The sequence below is a fragment of the Halorientalis regularis genome (assembly GCF_023698535.1).
GTDB classification, from domain to species: Archaea; Halobacteriota; Halobacteria; order Halobacteriales; family Haloarculaceae; genus Halorientalis; species Halorientalis regularis.
In genome coordinates, this window is sequence record NZ_JALJCL010000001.1 from 125270 (window position 1) to 138226 (window position 12957).

Annotated in this window: 16 protein-coding genes; 8 read left to right on the plus strand and 8 right to left on the minus strand. The window is 67.9% G+C overall.

The window, feature by feature from the left end; translation table 11 throughout:
* Positions 1-112: 112 nt before the first annotated feature.
* Complete coding sequence (locus MU521_RS00650) at positions 113-727, minus strand: DUF7549 family protein (RefSeq protein ID WP_092687098.1); 615 nt, start codon at positions 725-727, stop codon at positions 113-115.
* Between the two features lie 116 nt (positions 728-843).
* Here MU521_RS00650 and MU521_RS00655 point away from each other — a divergent pair, with 116 nt between their 5' ends.
* Both MU521_RS00655 and MU521_RS00660 read left to right on the plus strand, forming a co-directional pair.
* Positions 844-1284, plus strand: a complete 441-nt coding sequence (locus MU521_RS00655) for a DUF5793 family protein (RefSeq protein ID WP_092687095.1) — start codon at positions 844-846, stop codon at positions 1282-1284.
* Positions 1285-1344: 60 nt separating this feature from the next.
* Positions 1345-2691 carry a phosphohexomutase domain-containing protein gene (locus MU521_RS00660; protein WP_092687092.1) on the plus strand — a complete coding sequence of 449 codons (1347 nt, stop codon included), beginning with the start codon at positions 1345-1347 and terminating at the stop codon, positions 2689-2691.
* Here MU521_RS00660 and MU521_RS00665 read toward each other — a convergent pair.
* A complete protein-coding gene (locus MU521_RS00665; protein WP_092687089.1) occupies positions 2688-3485 on the minus strand; it encodes a hypothetical protein in 798 nt (265 codons plus the stop codon). The two genes, MU521_RS00660 and MU521_RS00665, sit on opposite strands and share 4 nt — an antisense overlap.
* 96 nt (positions 3486-3581) lie before the next feature.
* Between MU521_RS00665 and cdd the strand changes: the two genes are divergently transcribed.
* Positions 3582-3971, plus strand: coding sequence for a cytidine deaminase (gene cdd / locus MU521_RS00670; RefSeq protein ID WP_092687086.1), 390 nt, complete (start codon positions 3582-3584; stop codon positions 3969-3971).
* A 2-nt stretch (positions 3972-3973) separates the two neighbouring features.
* Positions 3974-4789 (plus strand): nucleoside phosphorylase, encoded by an 816-nt coding sequence (locus MU521_RS00675; RefSeq protein ID WP_092687083.1) that lies wholly within the window; start codon positions 3974-3976, stop codon positions 4787-4789.
* Between the two features lies 1 nt (position 4790).
* Here MU521_RS00675 and MU521_RS00680 read toward each other — a convergent pair whose 3' ends face one another.
* The 4 genes from MU521_RS00680 to MU521_RS00695 form a co-directional block, all read right to left on the minus strand.
* On the minus strand, positions 4791-5426 hold the full coding sequence (locus MU521_RS00680; protein WP_139171024.1) for a rhomboid family intramembrane serine protease: 636 nt from the start codon (positions 5424-5426) through the stop codon (positions 4791-4793).
* A gap of 57 nt (positions 5427-5483) precedes the next feature.
* The gene (locus tag MU521_RS00685; protein WP_092687077.1) at positions 5484-5699 is read right to left on the minus strand and encodes a hypothetical protein; all 216 of its coding nucleotides are present in this window, start codon (positions 5697-5699) and stop codon (positions 5484-5486) included.
* 50 nt (positions 5700-5749) lie between these two features.
* Positions 5750-6913, minus strand: coding sequence for an NAD(P)/FAD-dependent oxidoreductase (locus MU521_RS00690; RefSeq protein ID WP_092687074.1), 1164 nt, complete (start codon positions 6911-6913; stop codon positions 5750-5752).
* A 198-nt stretch (positions 6914-7111) separates the two neighbouring features.
* Positions 7112-7645: an Rrf2 family transcriptional regulator gene (locus MU521_RS00695; RefSeq protein WP_092687071.1), complete on the minus strand. Its 534-nt coding sequence runs from the start codon at positions 7643-7645 to the stop codon at positions 7112-7114.
* Positions 7646-7802: 157 nt separating this feature from the next.
* Between MU521_RS00695 and MU521_RS00700 the strand changes: the two genes are divergently transcribed.
* Genes MU521_RS00700 through MU521_RS00715 form a run of 4 tightly spaced genes read left to right on the plus strand, consistent with a single transcriptional unit; the run spans position 7803 to position 11408 of the window.
* Positions 7803-8720: an NAD-dependent epimerase/dehydratase family protein gene (locus tag MU521_RS00700; RefSeq protein ID WP_092687068.1), complete on the plus strand. Its 918-nt coding sequence runs from the start codon at positions 7803-7805 to the stop codon at positions 8718-8720.
* 30 nt (positions 8721-8750) lie between these two features.
* Positions 8751-9671 (plus strand): arginase, encoded by a 921-nt coding sequence (gene rocF, locus MU521_RS00705; RefSeq protein ID WP_092687065.1) that lies wholly within the window; start codon positions 8751-8753, stop codon positions 9669-9671.
* A 1-nt stretch (position 9672) separates the two neighbouring features.
* A complete protein-coding gene (locus MU521_RS00710) occupies positions 9673-10575 on the plus strand; it encodes a phosphatase PAP2 family protein (RefSeq protein WP_092687062.1) in 903 nt (300 codons plus the stop codon).
* Positions 10576-10616: 41 nt separating this feature from the next.
* The gene (locus MU521_RS00715; protein ID WP_092687059.1) at positions 10617-11408 is read left to right on the plus strand and encodes a cyclase family protein; all 792 of its coding nucleotides are present in this window, start codon (positions 10617-10619) and stop codon (positions 11406-11408) included.
* Positions 11409-11420: 12 nt separating this feature from the next.
* Here the strand turns inward: MU521_RS00715 and MU521_RS00720 are convergent, their stop codons facing one another.
* Both MU521_RS00720 and MU521_RS00725 read right to left on the minus strand, forming a co-directional pair.
* Positions 11421-12017 carry a DJ-1/PfpI family protein gene (locus tag MU521_RS00720; RefSeq protein WP_092687056.1) on the minus strand — a complete coding sequence of 199 codons (597 nt, stop codon included), beginning with the start codon at positions 12015-12017 and terminating at the stop codon, positions 11421-11423.
* An 89-nt stretch (positions 12018-12106) separates the two neighbouring features.
* Complete coding sequence (locus tag MU521_RS00725) at positions 12107-12892, minus strand: HAD-IIA family hydrolase (protein ID WP_092687053.1); 786 nt, start codon at positions 12890-12892, stop codon at positions 12107-12109.
* Between the last annotated feature and the right edge of the window lie 65 nt (positions 12893-12957).

Below are 12957 nucleotides of genomic sequence, written 5' to 3' on the forward strand. Positions count from 1 at the left end.
TCGCCGCCCGGCGGATGCGTTACTGGCGCTTACGGACCCACTTACTTAAATTCGCATCTCGTTTCCGTCCGTTTAATCGCGGAAACTGACAGGTCTGGAGCGGACACGCGTATCACTTCTCGCCGATCTCGCCGGCATCAGCGGGCTCGGATTCCGCGTCGGCACCGGGGGTGTCGACGTCGGGGTCGCCGACACGTTCGACCCGGAGCAGAGTGTAGGCGAAGGCGAACTGAAAGACGACGCCGACGGGCAACAGGATGCCGGGGAAGGCGTCGGTCGCGAGGCCTGCGATGGGGAGTGCGCCGAACTGGAGGAGCCCGCTGGCAACGGTGTGGAGGACTGCGGCGACGAGCAGGAGGCCGCCCATGATACGAACGGGATCCCGCCGGGCCGTCCGGAAGCGATCCTCGAAGACGTACATCGCCAGGCTCAGCAGGACCGCGATGCCGACGACGGCGGCCCCGACGGTCCAGACGGCGAAGGGGAGCGGGCCAGGTGCGTCGCTGTAGTAGCCGATGGCCGCCCACGGCGGCATGATGAGCGGGTTCGGCCCCGGCACGTCGATGCCCAACAGGACCCGGAGCAACAGGAACGGGAAGTGAAACTCGATCAGCGATCCGCCCTGGATCTCGCCGATGGAGACGGAGATCGACCACGGAACGAGTGCGCTCAACCAGGCCGACACGACGGCGAGTTCCTCGGCGTACTCCGACTTCACCCAGACCATACCAGCCCTCCCGAACGCGTCCGTCAAAAATCCCCACGCCGCGGGGAACATCTTCGGGGTCGCCCCGAAACAGGCGTTACGTTCATTGGTTCGGACGACGTAGGTTGTGATACTGAATGAGGCGCGATTACTTCACGCTCGAGTTGCACGACGTGGCGGACGATCCGGTCGAGCAACCGGTGGTACACATCGAGTACGACGGCCCGTCGGACGAACTCGAGACGCGCCTGACACCCGGGACCGACCTCGACCTGGCCTTTCGCTTCCAGACGCCTGTCGACGACCCCGACGCAGACGGCGTGCTCGCCATCACCGAACGACTGACCGGCGACTTCGTCCTCGAAGTCAACGCCGACGCCGACGACATCCTCGACCTCGTCGACGCCGCGAAGGCCTACGGCCAGGAGGAGAGCGACGCCCCCGGCTGTTACAGCCTCGAAATCGACGTTGCCGGCGGCGACCGCTACACCACCGACAAGCGGACGCTGCTGGTCTACGACGACGAGGGCGACCTCCGCCGAAACCACTCGCTGATCCCCTCCGGCGTCGAACTCTGATCGGTCCGACCCACGGCCGGACCGCCTGCCTCTAAGTGCGTGTCGCCGCTCTCGGTAGCTATGAAACTGTTCGGAACGGCCGGCGTCCGCGGCCCGGTCGGCCAGCGGGTGACCCCCGAATTGGCGCTGTCGGTCGGTCGCGCGGCGGCGGCCGACGGCGACGAGTTCGTCCTGGGACGCGACGGGCGGGAGACGAGTCAGGCGCTCGCGGCGGCGGTCGCGGCCGGCCTGGAGAGCGGCGGCGCGACCGTCCGACGGATCGGCCAGGTCCCGACGCCGGCGCTCGCGTGCGCCTCGCAGGGCCGCCGTGGCGTGATGATCACTGCCAGCCACAACCCGCCGACGGACAACGGGCTGAAACTGTTCGTCGATGGCCAGGAGTACAGTGACGACGCCGAGGCCCGGATCGAGGAGCGCGTTGCCGAGGGATCCGATCCGGTGGCCTGGCACGCCTGGGGTGGAGCGACGGACCTCGACGTACTGGAGCGCTACCGCGAGGCCGTCGCGACCTATGCCGAGGGATTCGGCGCGGTCCCCGAGGGGTTGACGGTCGCCGTCGACTGCGGCAACGGGATGGCCAGTGTCGCGACGCCCCAGGTCCTCCGGGCGCTCGGGGCCGACGTGCGGGCCCTGAACGCGACCGTCGACGGCCACTTCCCCGGCCGGGAGAGCAAGCCGACGCCGGAGAGCCTGGCCGACCTCCGGGCGTTCGTCGCCGACGGGGACGCCGACCTCGGGATCGGCCACGACGGGGACGCCGACCGGATCGTCCTCGTCGACGAAGCGGGCGAGATCGTCCACGAGGACACCGTGCTGGCGATTCTGGCCGAGCGATACGTGCGCGAGAGCGCCGCGGGTGACCCGGTCGTCGTGACGACGCCCAACGCCTCGGCACGGATCGACGAGCGTGTCGAGGCCGCGGGCGGTCGCGTCGAGCGGACGGCACTCGGTATCCTCCACGAAGGACTGGCCACGGCCCGCACCGACGGCACCGGAGAGACCGAGGTCGTGTTCGCAGCCGAACCGTGGAAACACATGCACACCGGGTTCGGCGACTGGATCGACGGCGTGGTCAGCGCGGCCGTCCTCACGCGACTCGTCGCCGCGTCGGGACTGGATCGACTGACCGAACCGGTGACCGAACGACCCTACCGGAAAGAGAACGTCCGGTGTCCCGAGGAGGCCAAAGCCGAGGCGATGGCCACCCTCGAAACACGGCTCCCCGAGCAGTTTCCGGAGGCCAGCGTCGAGACCGAGTACGGCGTTCGACTCGCGTTCCCGGACGCGTCGTGGCTACTCGTCCGACCGAGCGGGACGGAACCGTACATCAGAATCTACGCGGAGAGCGAGGACGTGGACGCACTGATTTCGGACGCGGTCGCGACCGTCGAACGCGCCGTGGACTAGCGGCTGGCGTGGCTCTCGAACGTGGACCGCAGCTGGTCGGGATCGGGGCCCGACGAGAGGTCGAGCCGGTACACGTCGGTGAACCAGCCGCGTGGCCGGATCACCAGCGAGTCTTCGGCGACGGTGAACGAGTCCACGTCCTCCCAGCCGGTGAACGCACCGTCGACGGCCAGTCCGGCGTCGGTGACGACGACCGTCCGGTCGTCGGACCGGAGGACGGCCAGCGCGAGCGACACGACGACGAGCAGTCCGAGGACCGCCGCGATGGACGCCTGCCCCGACAGCACCAGCACCCCGAGCAAGCCGGCGACGGCACCGAGCCCGACGGCCAGCGCGCCGTAGGTGATCCGGCGTTCCCGCTTGTCTGGACGGGTCCGGAAGCTGTAGAGGACGGTAGCGGCCTCGATCCGGGAGACTGTCACCGAGCGCGTGCCGAGTTCGACCAGCGCGACCGCCGGTCCGACGGCCAACACGCCGAGCGTCGCCGGTCGGCCCAGCAACGTCAGCGGGCTGATCCCGGGATTGTGTGCGAGGAGCGCGATGAGCCACACGAGATAGCCCAGCGGCAGGACGACGGGCGGCACGGCCAGCGGCAGCGACGTGGCCAGCCGCTCCACGTCGAGACGATCACTCACCCAGTACCCGAGTCCGCCGGCGACGAGGCCGGCGACTGCCAGGCTGATCCAGGGGTCGGGGAGGCCGGCTACCCCCGCCAGTGCCGCGGCGAACGGCCCCACGACCAGCGTGCAATAGGTCCCCACCAGTGACCGATAGAGCGAACGCGTGTACCGCATGCCCGTCCGTTGTCAGTAGTCCCTCATAAATCGTCCGTCAGTTCTCGCTGCGGAGTCGGGCTAGGTATTTGTCCGGCCGTCCCGTCGGGTCCGGCCATGGAGGATCTGGTCAAGCGTGCGCGGGCCGCACGAGACGACGCACACGTTCCCTACTCGGAGTATCGGGTCGGAGCCGCACTCCGGACCGCGGACGGCACCGTCTTCACCGGGTGTAACATCGAGAACGCCAACTACAGTAACAGTCTCCACGCCGAGGAACTGGCCGTCGGGAAGGCGGTCGGAGCCGGCCACCGCGAGTTCGACCGCCTCGCGGTCTCGTCGAGCGAACGCGACGGCGTGACCCCCTGCGGGATGTGCCGGCAGACACTCGTAGAGTTCTGCGACGACGACCTCGTCGTGGTCTGTGACGAGGGTGACGCGACGCCCGAGTACCGGCTTGGCGACCTGTTGCCCGACGCGATCAGCGCCGAGACCCTGGGGAAGTAGAGATGGACAGCGAAGACCCCAACGACGCCGAGCAGTACCACCTCGAAGTCGGACCCGGCGATGTCGCCGACAGCGTCTTGCTCCCCGGCAATCCCGAGCGCGTCCCGAAGGTGACCGACGCGTGGGACCACAGCGAGGAGGTGGCCCGTCACCGCGAGTACCGGACCGCGACCGGTTCCTACGAAGGCACACCGATCTCGGTCACCTCGACGGGTATCGGCAGTCCCTCGGCGGCCATCGCGGTCGAAGAACTCGCTCGCGTGGGTGCGGACACGCTGATCCGCGTCGGATCCTGCGGTGCGATCCGGGAGGAGGCGGCCGTCGGCGACCTCGTGATCACCCGTGGCGCGGTCCGCCAGGAGGGGACCAGCGACGAGTACGTGCGCGAAGACTATCCAGCCGTCGCGGACCACGCCGTCGTCGCCGCCCTCGTCGCCGCCGCCGAGCGACTGGACTACGACTACCACGTCGGCCTGACCTGCTCGACGGATTCGTTCTACGCGGGCCAGGGTCGGCCGGGTTTCGAGAACTTCGAGGCTCGCGGGAGTGAGGGGCTGGTCGAGGAGTTGCGCGCGGCGAACGTCCTGAACTTCGAGATGGAGGCCAGCGCCATCCTGACGCTGGCGAACGTCTACGGCCTCCGGGCGGGGGCGGTCTGTTCGGTCTACGCCAACCGCGTCACCGGCGAGTTCCGGACCGAGGGCGAGCGGCGCGCCGCCGAGACCGCGAGTCTCGCGACGCATCTGCTGGCGCAGATGGACGAGCGCGTCGCCGAGTCGGCCGCGAGCGAGTGGCACGCCGGGCTGGGGATCGAGTGAGCTACCACGACAACACGAGTCGGTCGTCGCTCGCGTGCCCGACGACGACGAACGCGGCTTCACACATTCCGCCGAAGCAAAAGGCCAGCAGGTGCCCGAAGTGGGCGACCCAGGCCCCGTGGAGGGCGACGGCGACGACGAACAACACCAGGAAGAAGGGGAGAAAGAGGCCGATCATGATGGCCACCAGCCACTCCATCGACGCGTTCTGCATGGCATCGCCGACGGTCCTGACGAGCAGGACGCCGATAATGGCGAAGGCGATCCCGCTGGACCCGACCACGGGACCGGACCCGACGTGGTAGACGAAACTCGCCAGTGCGTCGGCCCCGACGACGACGGCGAGGACGTGCTTGTCGCTCGTCAACAACGTCAGGACGACTCCGAGGGGGACGAGCACCAGCATGTTCCCCCGATAGTGGTCGAGGCTCGCGTGGAAGAACTGGTTCGAGAGGTGAAAGAGCGGATTGAACGGACTCGGCGACGGGCCAAACACCTCCTCGATCCGGACCCCGTTGGTCACGAGCACCCACCCGACGCCCGCGATCAGGAGGATCGTGAACGGGAACTTCCGTTTGAGCAGGGACAGGAACGGAATATCGGGGAGCCCCCCGGACAGATTCGGTCGACGTGGCACGAACAGCGCAGACTTCACGGACGGATGACAAAAAGGTAGCGTCACCGGGGTGGTTGCTCAGGCCGCCTTCCGTTCGTAGTGCCAGCGAGCGAGGTGGACGAAGGCGAATCCGACGGCGAGTCCGGTTGCGGTCGGGAGGCCCCGGCGGACCGCTTCGAGGACGGTCGCCGTCGAATCGAAGACCAGGGGCTCCAGCGGGACGATGGTGGCCAGTGAGAGAAAGAAAACGAGCGGTGCGTTCCGGGTAGCCTCGCGAGGGGTCCACGATTCCATGGGAGCGCGTCGTCTCCCGATCCGCTTAGTGATTCTGGGTCAACAGGAGGTTACATGTCGGGCCAGGCCTTCATCGCGCGGCCCGGGCCGGTGACCGAGGAGATCCAGCGTGCGGCGATAGCTTTCTTCAGATTGCGTGCGAGGAACCCGCTGAAAGTCTCCATCGGCATGAACATCACGTCGTGAGCGACGGCGTCCTCACCCACGGAGATGGCGGTCCCTTTGCTCTTGAACGTCCAGTCGTCCAGCGGCTGGCCGCGCATGGCACGGGCCATGTTCTTGCCCACGTGGTCGGCGGCCTCCCAGGCGGCCTCGGCCGTCGGCGGCGCGGGGTTCTCGCCGGGCTGGTCGATGAGGGCACAGTCACCGATGGCGAAGACGCGTTCGTCCTCGGTCTGGAAGTTCATGCCCGTGTTGATGCGATGGTTGCGCTCGTCCTGTTCGAGGTCCACGTCGGTGACGGCGTCCTGGCCCGTGATGCCGCCGGTCCAGAGCAGAACGTCGTAGTCGAGTTCGGTCTCGTCGCCGATGTAGACCGTCTCCTCGTCGACTTCCCCGATGAACTCGCCGGTCATGATGTTCACGTCCAGCGCTTCCAGACGCTTCCGCAGGGCACCCTGCACTTCGGGGTCGTTGCCCGGGAAGATCTCGTCGAGGCCCTCGACGAGGTGGATGTCGATGGGCGCGCGGTGGTCGTCGCGGAACTCCGCGATCTCGCCGGCGCTCTGGATGCCCGACAGGCCGGCACCGCCGACGACGACCTGCGCGGGGTCGGACTGTGATGCCTCGCGGGCGGCCTCCTTCACGTCCTCGTGGATACCGAGCACGTCGTCGAGGCCCTTCAGCGTGTGGGCGTACTCTTCGAGCCCATCGATGCCGAAGAAGGCAGTCTGTGAGCCGAGTGCGACGAGCAGATAGTCGTAGTCGACCTCGGAGTCGTCGGCCAGCTCGACGGTGCGGTCGTCGGTGTGGATGTGGGCGACTTCGCCCTGGACGAAGCGCGTGCTGGGCGACTTGATGTCCTCGACGGGGATGGTGATCTTCTCCTGAATGCTCGGGTCCCGGATACAGCGGTGGGATTCGTGGAGAACGAGGTGGTAGTCGACGTCGGAGATCCAGGTGATATCAGCGTCGCTACCAACTTCCGATTCGAGACTCTTGATCGCGCCTGCACCGGCGTATCCGGAGCCGAGCACGACGACGTCGTCAGTCATACCCGCACCTCGGGAGTCACCCGATACAAAGGCTTTGAAATCGCCGTCGCCATGTCGTCAGTTTTTATACGAGCGCCCGTTTCGATGACTGGGGTTTGACCGACTAGCGGCGACGACTGCCGAGGTTTCGACGGGCAGTCGGACAACTGGGTGTCCGAAAGATCGGAAAAGTAGCAACGGTTACTGGACGAGCGGAGATCACTTCTCGACTTCGCCGACGGGGGCCTTCATATCGTCGATAGTGAGAATGAGGATGTTGCTCGTGTCGTCTTTCCCTTCGATGGTGCCGATGATACGGAGCTTCGACAGCGGTGTCGGGCCGACGGTGATCGTGTCGCCCTCGTGGAACTCCGAGATCGATCCCTGGAGTTTGATTTCGGCCCGGCACTCCTCGGGGTGGTGGACACTGGTGAGGTCGATCTCCTCGACGTTGGCGCTGGGGACCGCTTCGCCGTTGTGCTTGAGTGGCACGTCCGCCGCCTCGTCCATGTTCTGGACCTGGAGCGCCTCGTAGGCGTTGGAAGTCGGCTTGTAGCCACCTTTCGGCCCGGGTACACCCTCGACCAGCTGGAGGGCCTTGAGGCTCTGCATCTGGTTCCGTATGGTGCCGGGATTCCGGTCGACCTGTTCGGCGATATCTTCGCCTTTGACCGCGCTCTCGGACTGTCGGTGGAGATTGACCAGCTCCTGGAGGATGTTCTTCTGGCTCGGCGTGAGTTCGATTGATGACATGCGGGGACGTTCGTTGTAGCTTTCCATAAACCCGGCGGATAAACGAGTGCTTGCGGACGTGTCCGGAAACATAGGTGTTACAGGTCCGCAGACGCCGATTCGCGTCACATGTTCCGGGAAACGACACACATTTGATGGCCGACTAAGATGTCCAGATATGCAGGACAAACGCGTAGTCGTCACGGGGGGTGCGGGGTTCATCGGCTCGAACCTCGCGAACCATCTGGCTACCGACAACGAGGTCATCGCGCTCGACGACGGCTATCTCGGAACGCCCGAGAACCTGGACGCAGGCGTCGAATTCGTCGATGCCAGCGTCCTCGACGACGATCTGCCCGTCGACGTGGACGTGGTCTTTCACCTCGCCGCGCTCTCCTCGCTCCAGATGCACGAGGACGACCCACAGCGCGGTGCCCGCGTCAACGTCGAGGGGTTCGTCAACACCGTCGAACAGGCGCGGGGGGCGGGCTGTGAGACGGTCGTCTACGCGACGACCTCCTCGATCTACGGTTCCCGAACCGAACCCTCGCCGGAGGACATGCCCGTGAGCGTCAACACCGGGTACGAGGCCTCCAAACTCGGCCGCGAGCGCTACGGGGAGTACTTCGCCAATTACCACGACATGAACGTCGCCGGCCTGCGATTCTTCTCGGTCTACCAGGGGTACGGCGGCGCGGAGGAACACAAAGGCGAGTACGCCAACGTCATCGCGCAGTTCGCCGACGATATGGCCAGCGGCGAGTCGCCGGTGCTGTACGGCGACGGGGAGCAAACCCGCGACTTCACGCACGTCGACGACATCGTTCGGGGCATCGAACTGACCGCCGACCACGAACTCACCGGCATCTACAATCTCGGCACCGGCGAGGCGTACTCGTTCAACACCGTCGTCGAGATGCTCAACGACGAACTGGGGACCGACATCGACCCGGAGTACGTCGAGAACCCGATCCCCGAGGACGTGTACGTCCACGACACCTGCGCGGACTACTCGAAGATCAACGACGCGACGGGCTGGGAACCCCAGATCTCCTTCGAGGAGGGTATCGCGCAGGTCTGTGCACAGTACCAGTAGTTTTGTCGATCCGCGAGAGTGGTCGAGGTGATGGATCGGAACGTGCGGATCATCGGCGTCCCGATGGACCTCGGGGCGGACCGACGTGGCGTCGACATGGGCCCCTCGGCCATCCGCTACGCGGGCCTGGCCGAAGAGATCGAGGGCCTGGACGTGACCTGTACCGACTGGGGTGACGTACACGTCCCGCGACCCGAGGGGACCGACCCCGATAGCGGGGCCCCGGCGTCGGGCGACGCGAAGTTCCTCGGCGAGACGGAGACTGTTTGTACTCGGCTCGCACACGAGGTCGACGACGCCGTGGCCGGTGGTGACTTCCCCCTGGTTCTGGGCGGTGACCACTCGATCGCCATCGGTACCGCGAGCGGTGTCTCGCGCGAGGCTGAGACGGGGTTCGTCTGGTTCGACGCCCACGGCGACTTCAACACACCGGCGACGACATCCAGTGGCAACGTCCACGGGATGAGCCTCGCCGCCGTCCTCGGGAAGGGCTCGTTCGCCGACACCGACTGGGCTCCCGCGCCGAACGTCTCCGAGGAGAACGTCGCGCTGGTCGGCCTCCGGAGCATCGACGAGGCCGAGCGGCCGAACATCCGCGACAGCGACGTGACCGCCTACAGCATGACCGACATCGACGCCCGCGGCGTCACCGAGGTCGTCGGCGAAGCGCTCGACATCGCCACCGACGGCACCGACGGCGTCCACGTCAGCCTCGATCTGGACTGGCTCGACCCCACCGAAGCGCCCGGCGTGGGGACCCCCGAACGCGGCGGCGTCTCCTACCGCGAAGCCCACGCCGCCATGGAGATCATCGCCGAACGCGCCGCCGAACCTGGCCGACTGGCGAGCATGGAACTCGTCGAGGTCAACCCCATCCTCGACCGGCACAACCGGACCGCCGAACTCGCCGTCGAACTCGCCACGAGCGCGCTCGGGAAGGTCATCCTGTAACATGCACGCCGGAATCGGGCGCGGCGTCGGCGTCACGGAGTTCCTGCACGGCGGGGCCGACGTGGCCGCCATCGCGCTGTTCGCTCTCCTCACGCAACTCGGGGACGTGTGGTTCCTGTTCGCCCTCGGGAGCGCGCTCTACGTCGCCGGGACGGTCCTCCCCGGTTCGAGCGTCGACAGGCGGCGCGGGCTGTTCGTCCTCGCGCTCGTGTTCGCCTACGTCGCGCTGGTCGGCGCGGTCAAGGCCGTCTTCGGCCTCCCGCGACCGCCCGGTGCCGCCGACGCGCCCGCGGTGGCGTGGCTCCCGTCCGTGCTGGCCGCGGTCTTCGAGAGCGCAGCCACCGGCACCGGGCCGGGGTTCCCCAGCGGCCACGCGCTCGGGACGACGATGGTCTGGGGCGGGACGGCGCTGGTCCACGACGGCCTGTGCGACCGCGTGCGCTTCGGCGTCGCGGGGGTCGTCGTCGCGGTCGTCGCGACTTCGCGACTCGTCCTCGGGGTCCACTACACCGTGGACGTGCTCGCTGGAGTCGGTCTCGGTCTCGCGGTGCTGTGGGTCTGTTACCGGCTCGCGGCGGGGGGTGTCGCCCCCGGTCGCGTCCTCGCCGTCGCGGTCGCGGCGGGGGCCGCCGGGCTCGTCCTCGACGGCTCCGGCGAGAGCGTGGCCGCGGCCGGGGCGGCCGTCGGCGCGTGGCTCGCGTGGCGGGCCGTCGCCGACGCCACGCCGGACCGGTCCGCGACCCGCCGGGCGACCCTCGTCGGCGCGCTCGTCTTGATCCCGGTCGGCGGCCTGTTCGGCGCGCTGTACGTCCTCGGCCCGCCCGCGCCGATCGCGTTCGCCGGAGCCGCGGTCGCGGGCGGCGGCGTCGTCGCGGCCCCCGCGCTGGGCGATCGGCTGACCTGAGCCCGGGAAAACCACTTATCGACGGTGGCCGACCTGGACCCATGGACTTCGACGGCAAGCGGCTGATCGACCTGAGCGTCGGCCTCGAACCGGGCGTCGACAGCGAGCCGTTCCCGCCCGAGATCGCGTACATGGACCACGAGGCGGGCGCGGACCGGCTCGCGGAGAACCTCCGCGAGCTGGGCCACGACGTCCACGGCGATGACTTCCCCGACGGACAGGGGCTCGCGTGGGAGGAGATCACGGCGATCCCCCACGCCGGCACCCACCTCGACGCGCCGTGGCACTACGGCCCGGAGTGTGAGGGCGACCCCGCCAGGACCGTCGACGAGATCCCGCTGGAGTGGTGCTGTGGGAACGCCGTCGTCCTCGATTTCACCGATCTCGACGCGGGCGCGGAGATCACGCCCGAGATGATCGACGCGCGCCTCGACGACCTCGGCCACGACCTCTCGGCGGGCGAACTGGTCTTCGTCGAGACCGGCGCGGACGAGCTGTGGGGCGAGCCGGAGTACCTGACCGAGTTCCCCGGCATGGGCGCGGCGGCGACGAAACACCTCGTCGAACAGGGCGTGAAAGTCATCGGGACCGACGCGTACGGCTTCGACAAGCCCTTCGACGAGATGGGGCGGCGCTACGTCGAAAGCGGCGACGAGGCCGAACTCTGGCCCGCGCACTTCGCCGGCCGGGAGGTCGAGTACTGCCAAATCGAGAAGATGGCGAACCTGGACGACCTCCCCCGCCGGACCGACGTGCCCGTCGTCACCTTCCCGGTGAAGATCGAGGACGCCAGCGCCGGGTGGGTGCGGCCCGTTGCGATGGTCGAGGCGTGAGTCGGCGAGGGGTCAGTCGTCCGCGGGCGCGACCGGTTCGCCGTGTTCGATGTCGGTGCCGAGCATGTCGAGGAACTCCGAGAGCCACTCGACGTGGTCGCTCCAGTCCTGCCCGGTGACGAGGTTCCGGTCCCGTGTCACCCCGTCGACCCACGAACAGCCCGCGGCTTCGACCTCGGCCCGGACGGCAGGATAGGTCGTCATCGCGTAGCCGTCCAGCACGTCCGCGGCGGCCAGGATCTGTGGCCCGTGACACAGCGCCGCGACGGGTTTGCCGGCCTCGAAGAAGTGCTGGACCGCCTCGATGACTTCCTCGTGTGTGCGCAGGTACTCGGGTGCCCGACCGCCGGGAACGACCAGCGCGTCGTAGTCGGCGGGGTCGATGGCGGCCATCGTCTCCGTCACCGCGAAGTCGTGCCCCCGGGCTTCCATGTAGGTCTGATCGCCACGGAAGTCGTGGATCGCCGTCTTGCACGTGTCGCCCGCTTCCTTGTCCGGACAGACCGCGTCGACCTCGTGGCCGACCGCCTGGAGCGCCTGGAACGGCACCATCGTCTCGTAGTCTTCCCCGAAGTCGCCGACGATCATGAGGATCTGCTTGCCAGTCATAATGGATCCGTGTCCGGCTGGAACACGGGATGTGCTAACGGACGGCACAAGCATAAACCTAGCCGGCAGGGAGACGGTCGGGAACGGCCTCAGCCCAGCAGGTCGGGCACGTCGCCGATGGTCTCGAGGACGTGATCGGGCGTCACGTCGGCGTCGGCCACGTCGTCGCGGTCGGCGGCCCCGGTCAGCACGAGGGCGGTCGTCATCCCGGCGCGTTCGCCCATCGCGATGTCGGTGTCGAGGCGGTCGCCGACGAGCAGGCACTCGCCGGGCGAGACGCCGAGGGACTCCCTGACTGCGTCGATAGCTTCCGGGGAGGGCTTGCCCATCACGCGGTCCGGCTCGCGGTCGGCGACGGCCGCGACCGCGCCGATGATCGCACCCGAGCCCGGGACCGAGCGGCCGCCCGAGGCCGGGACGGTCCGGTCGGGGTCAGAGCCGACGAAGACCGTCGTCGGGTCGTCCAGCGCGCGGAGGCCGTCGGTCATGTCGTCGTAGTCGAATTCGCGGTCCCAGGAGGCGACGACCACGTCGGCGGCGGTCGGGTCGTCGATCAGGGAGACACCGGCGTCGGCCAACTGGTCGCGCAGGCCCGGCGATCCGATCAGGAAACAGTCGTCGCCGGCGTGTTCCGCGACGAGGTAGTCGGTCGTGACTGTCCCGGCCGAGAGGACCTCGTGTTCGTCGATTTCGACACCCATACCGGCGAGTCGGTCGACGTACTCGGCGCGGGTCTTGGTGGGGTTGTTCGAGCAACAGCACAGCGAGATATCGCGGGCCCGGACCGCGTCGACCGTCTCGGCCGCGCCGGGCAGGAGTTCGTTGCCACGGTAGACCGTCCCGTCGAGATCGAGCACCACGCCGCGATATGTCATCGTCCCAGTTCACGGACGGAATCGGCATAACGGTCGCGGTCCGGAGCGGGGCGTCGGCGGGCGGC

Excerpts from the sequence above, each read along its gene's own strand:
- cdd (WP_092687086.1), top strand. The coding sequence starts at position 3,582 with ATGGAGGATCTGGTCAAGCGTGCGCGGGCCGCACGAGACGACGCACAC.
- MU521_RS00650 (WP_092687098.1), bottom strand. The coding sequence starts at position 727 with ATGGTCTGGGTGAAGTCGGAGTACGCCGAGGAACTCGCCGTCGTGTCG.
- MU521_RS00695 (WP_092687071.1), bottom strand. The coding sequence starts at position 7,645 with ATGTCATCAATCGAACTCACGCCGAGCCAGAAGAACATCCTCCAGGAG.
- MU521_RS00725 (WP_092687053.1), bottom strand. The coding sequence starts at position 12,892 with ATGACATATCGCGGCGTGGTGCTCGATCTCGACGGGACGGTCTACCGT.
- MU521_RS00715 (WP_092687059.1), top strand. The coding sequence starts at position 10,617 with ATGGACTTCGACGGCAAGCGGCTGATCGACCTGAGCGTCGGCCTCGAA.
- MU521_RS00720 (WP_092687056.1), bottom strand. The coding sequence starts at position 12,017 with ATGACTGGCAAGCAGATCCTCATGATCGTCGGCGACTTCGGGGAAGAC.
- MU521_RS00665 (WP_092687089.1), bottom strand. The coding sequence starts at position 3,485 with ATGCGGTACACGCGTTCGCTCTATCGGTCACTGGTGGGGACCTATTGC.
- MU521_RS00660 (WP_092687092.1), top strand. The coding sequence starts at position 1,345 with ATGAAACTGTTCGGAACGGCCGGCGTCCGCGGCCCGGTCGGCCAGCGG.
- MU521_RS00675 (WP_092687083.1), top strand. The coding sequence starts at position 3,974 with ATGGACAGCGAAGACCCCAACGACGCCGAGCAGTACCACCTCGAAGTC.
- MU521_RS00655 (WP_092687095.1), top strand. The coding sequence starts at position 844 with ATGAGGCGCGATTACTTCACGCTCGAGTTGCACGACGTGGCGGACGAT.
- MU521_RS00690 (WP_092687074.1), bottom strand. The coding sequence starts at position 6,913 with ATGACTGACGACGTCGTCGTGCTCGGCTCCGGATACGCCGGTGCAGGC.
- MU521_RS00700 (WP_092687068.1), top strand. The coding sequence starts at position 7,803 with ATGCAGGACAAACGCGTAGTCGTCACGGGGGGTGCGGGGTTCATCGGC.
- MU521_RS00710 (WP_092687062.1), top strand. The coding sequence starts at position 9,673 with ATGCACGCCGGAATCGGGCGCGGCGTCGGCGTCACGGAGTTCCTGCAC.
- MU521_RS00685 (WP_092687077.1), bottom strand. The coding sequence starts at position 5,699 with ATGGAATCGTGGACCCCTCGCGAGGCTACCCGGAACGCACCGCTCGTT.
- rocF (WP_092687065.1), top strand. The coding sequence starts at position 8,751 with ATGGATCGGAACGTGCGGATCATCGGCGTCCCGATGGACCTCGGGGCG.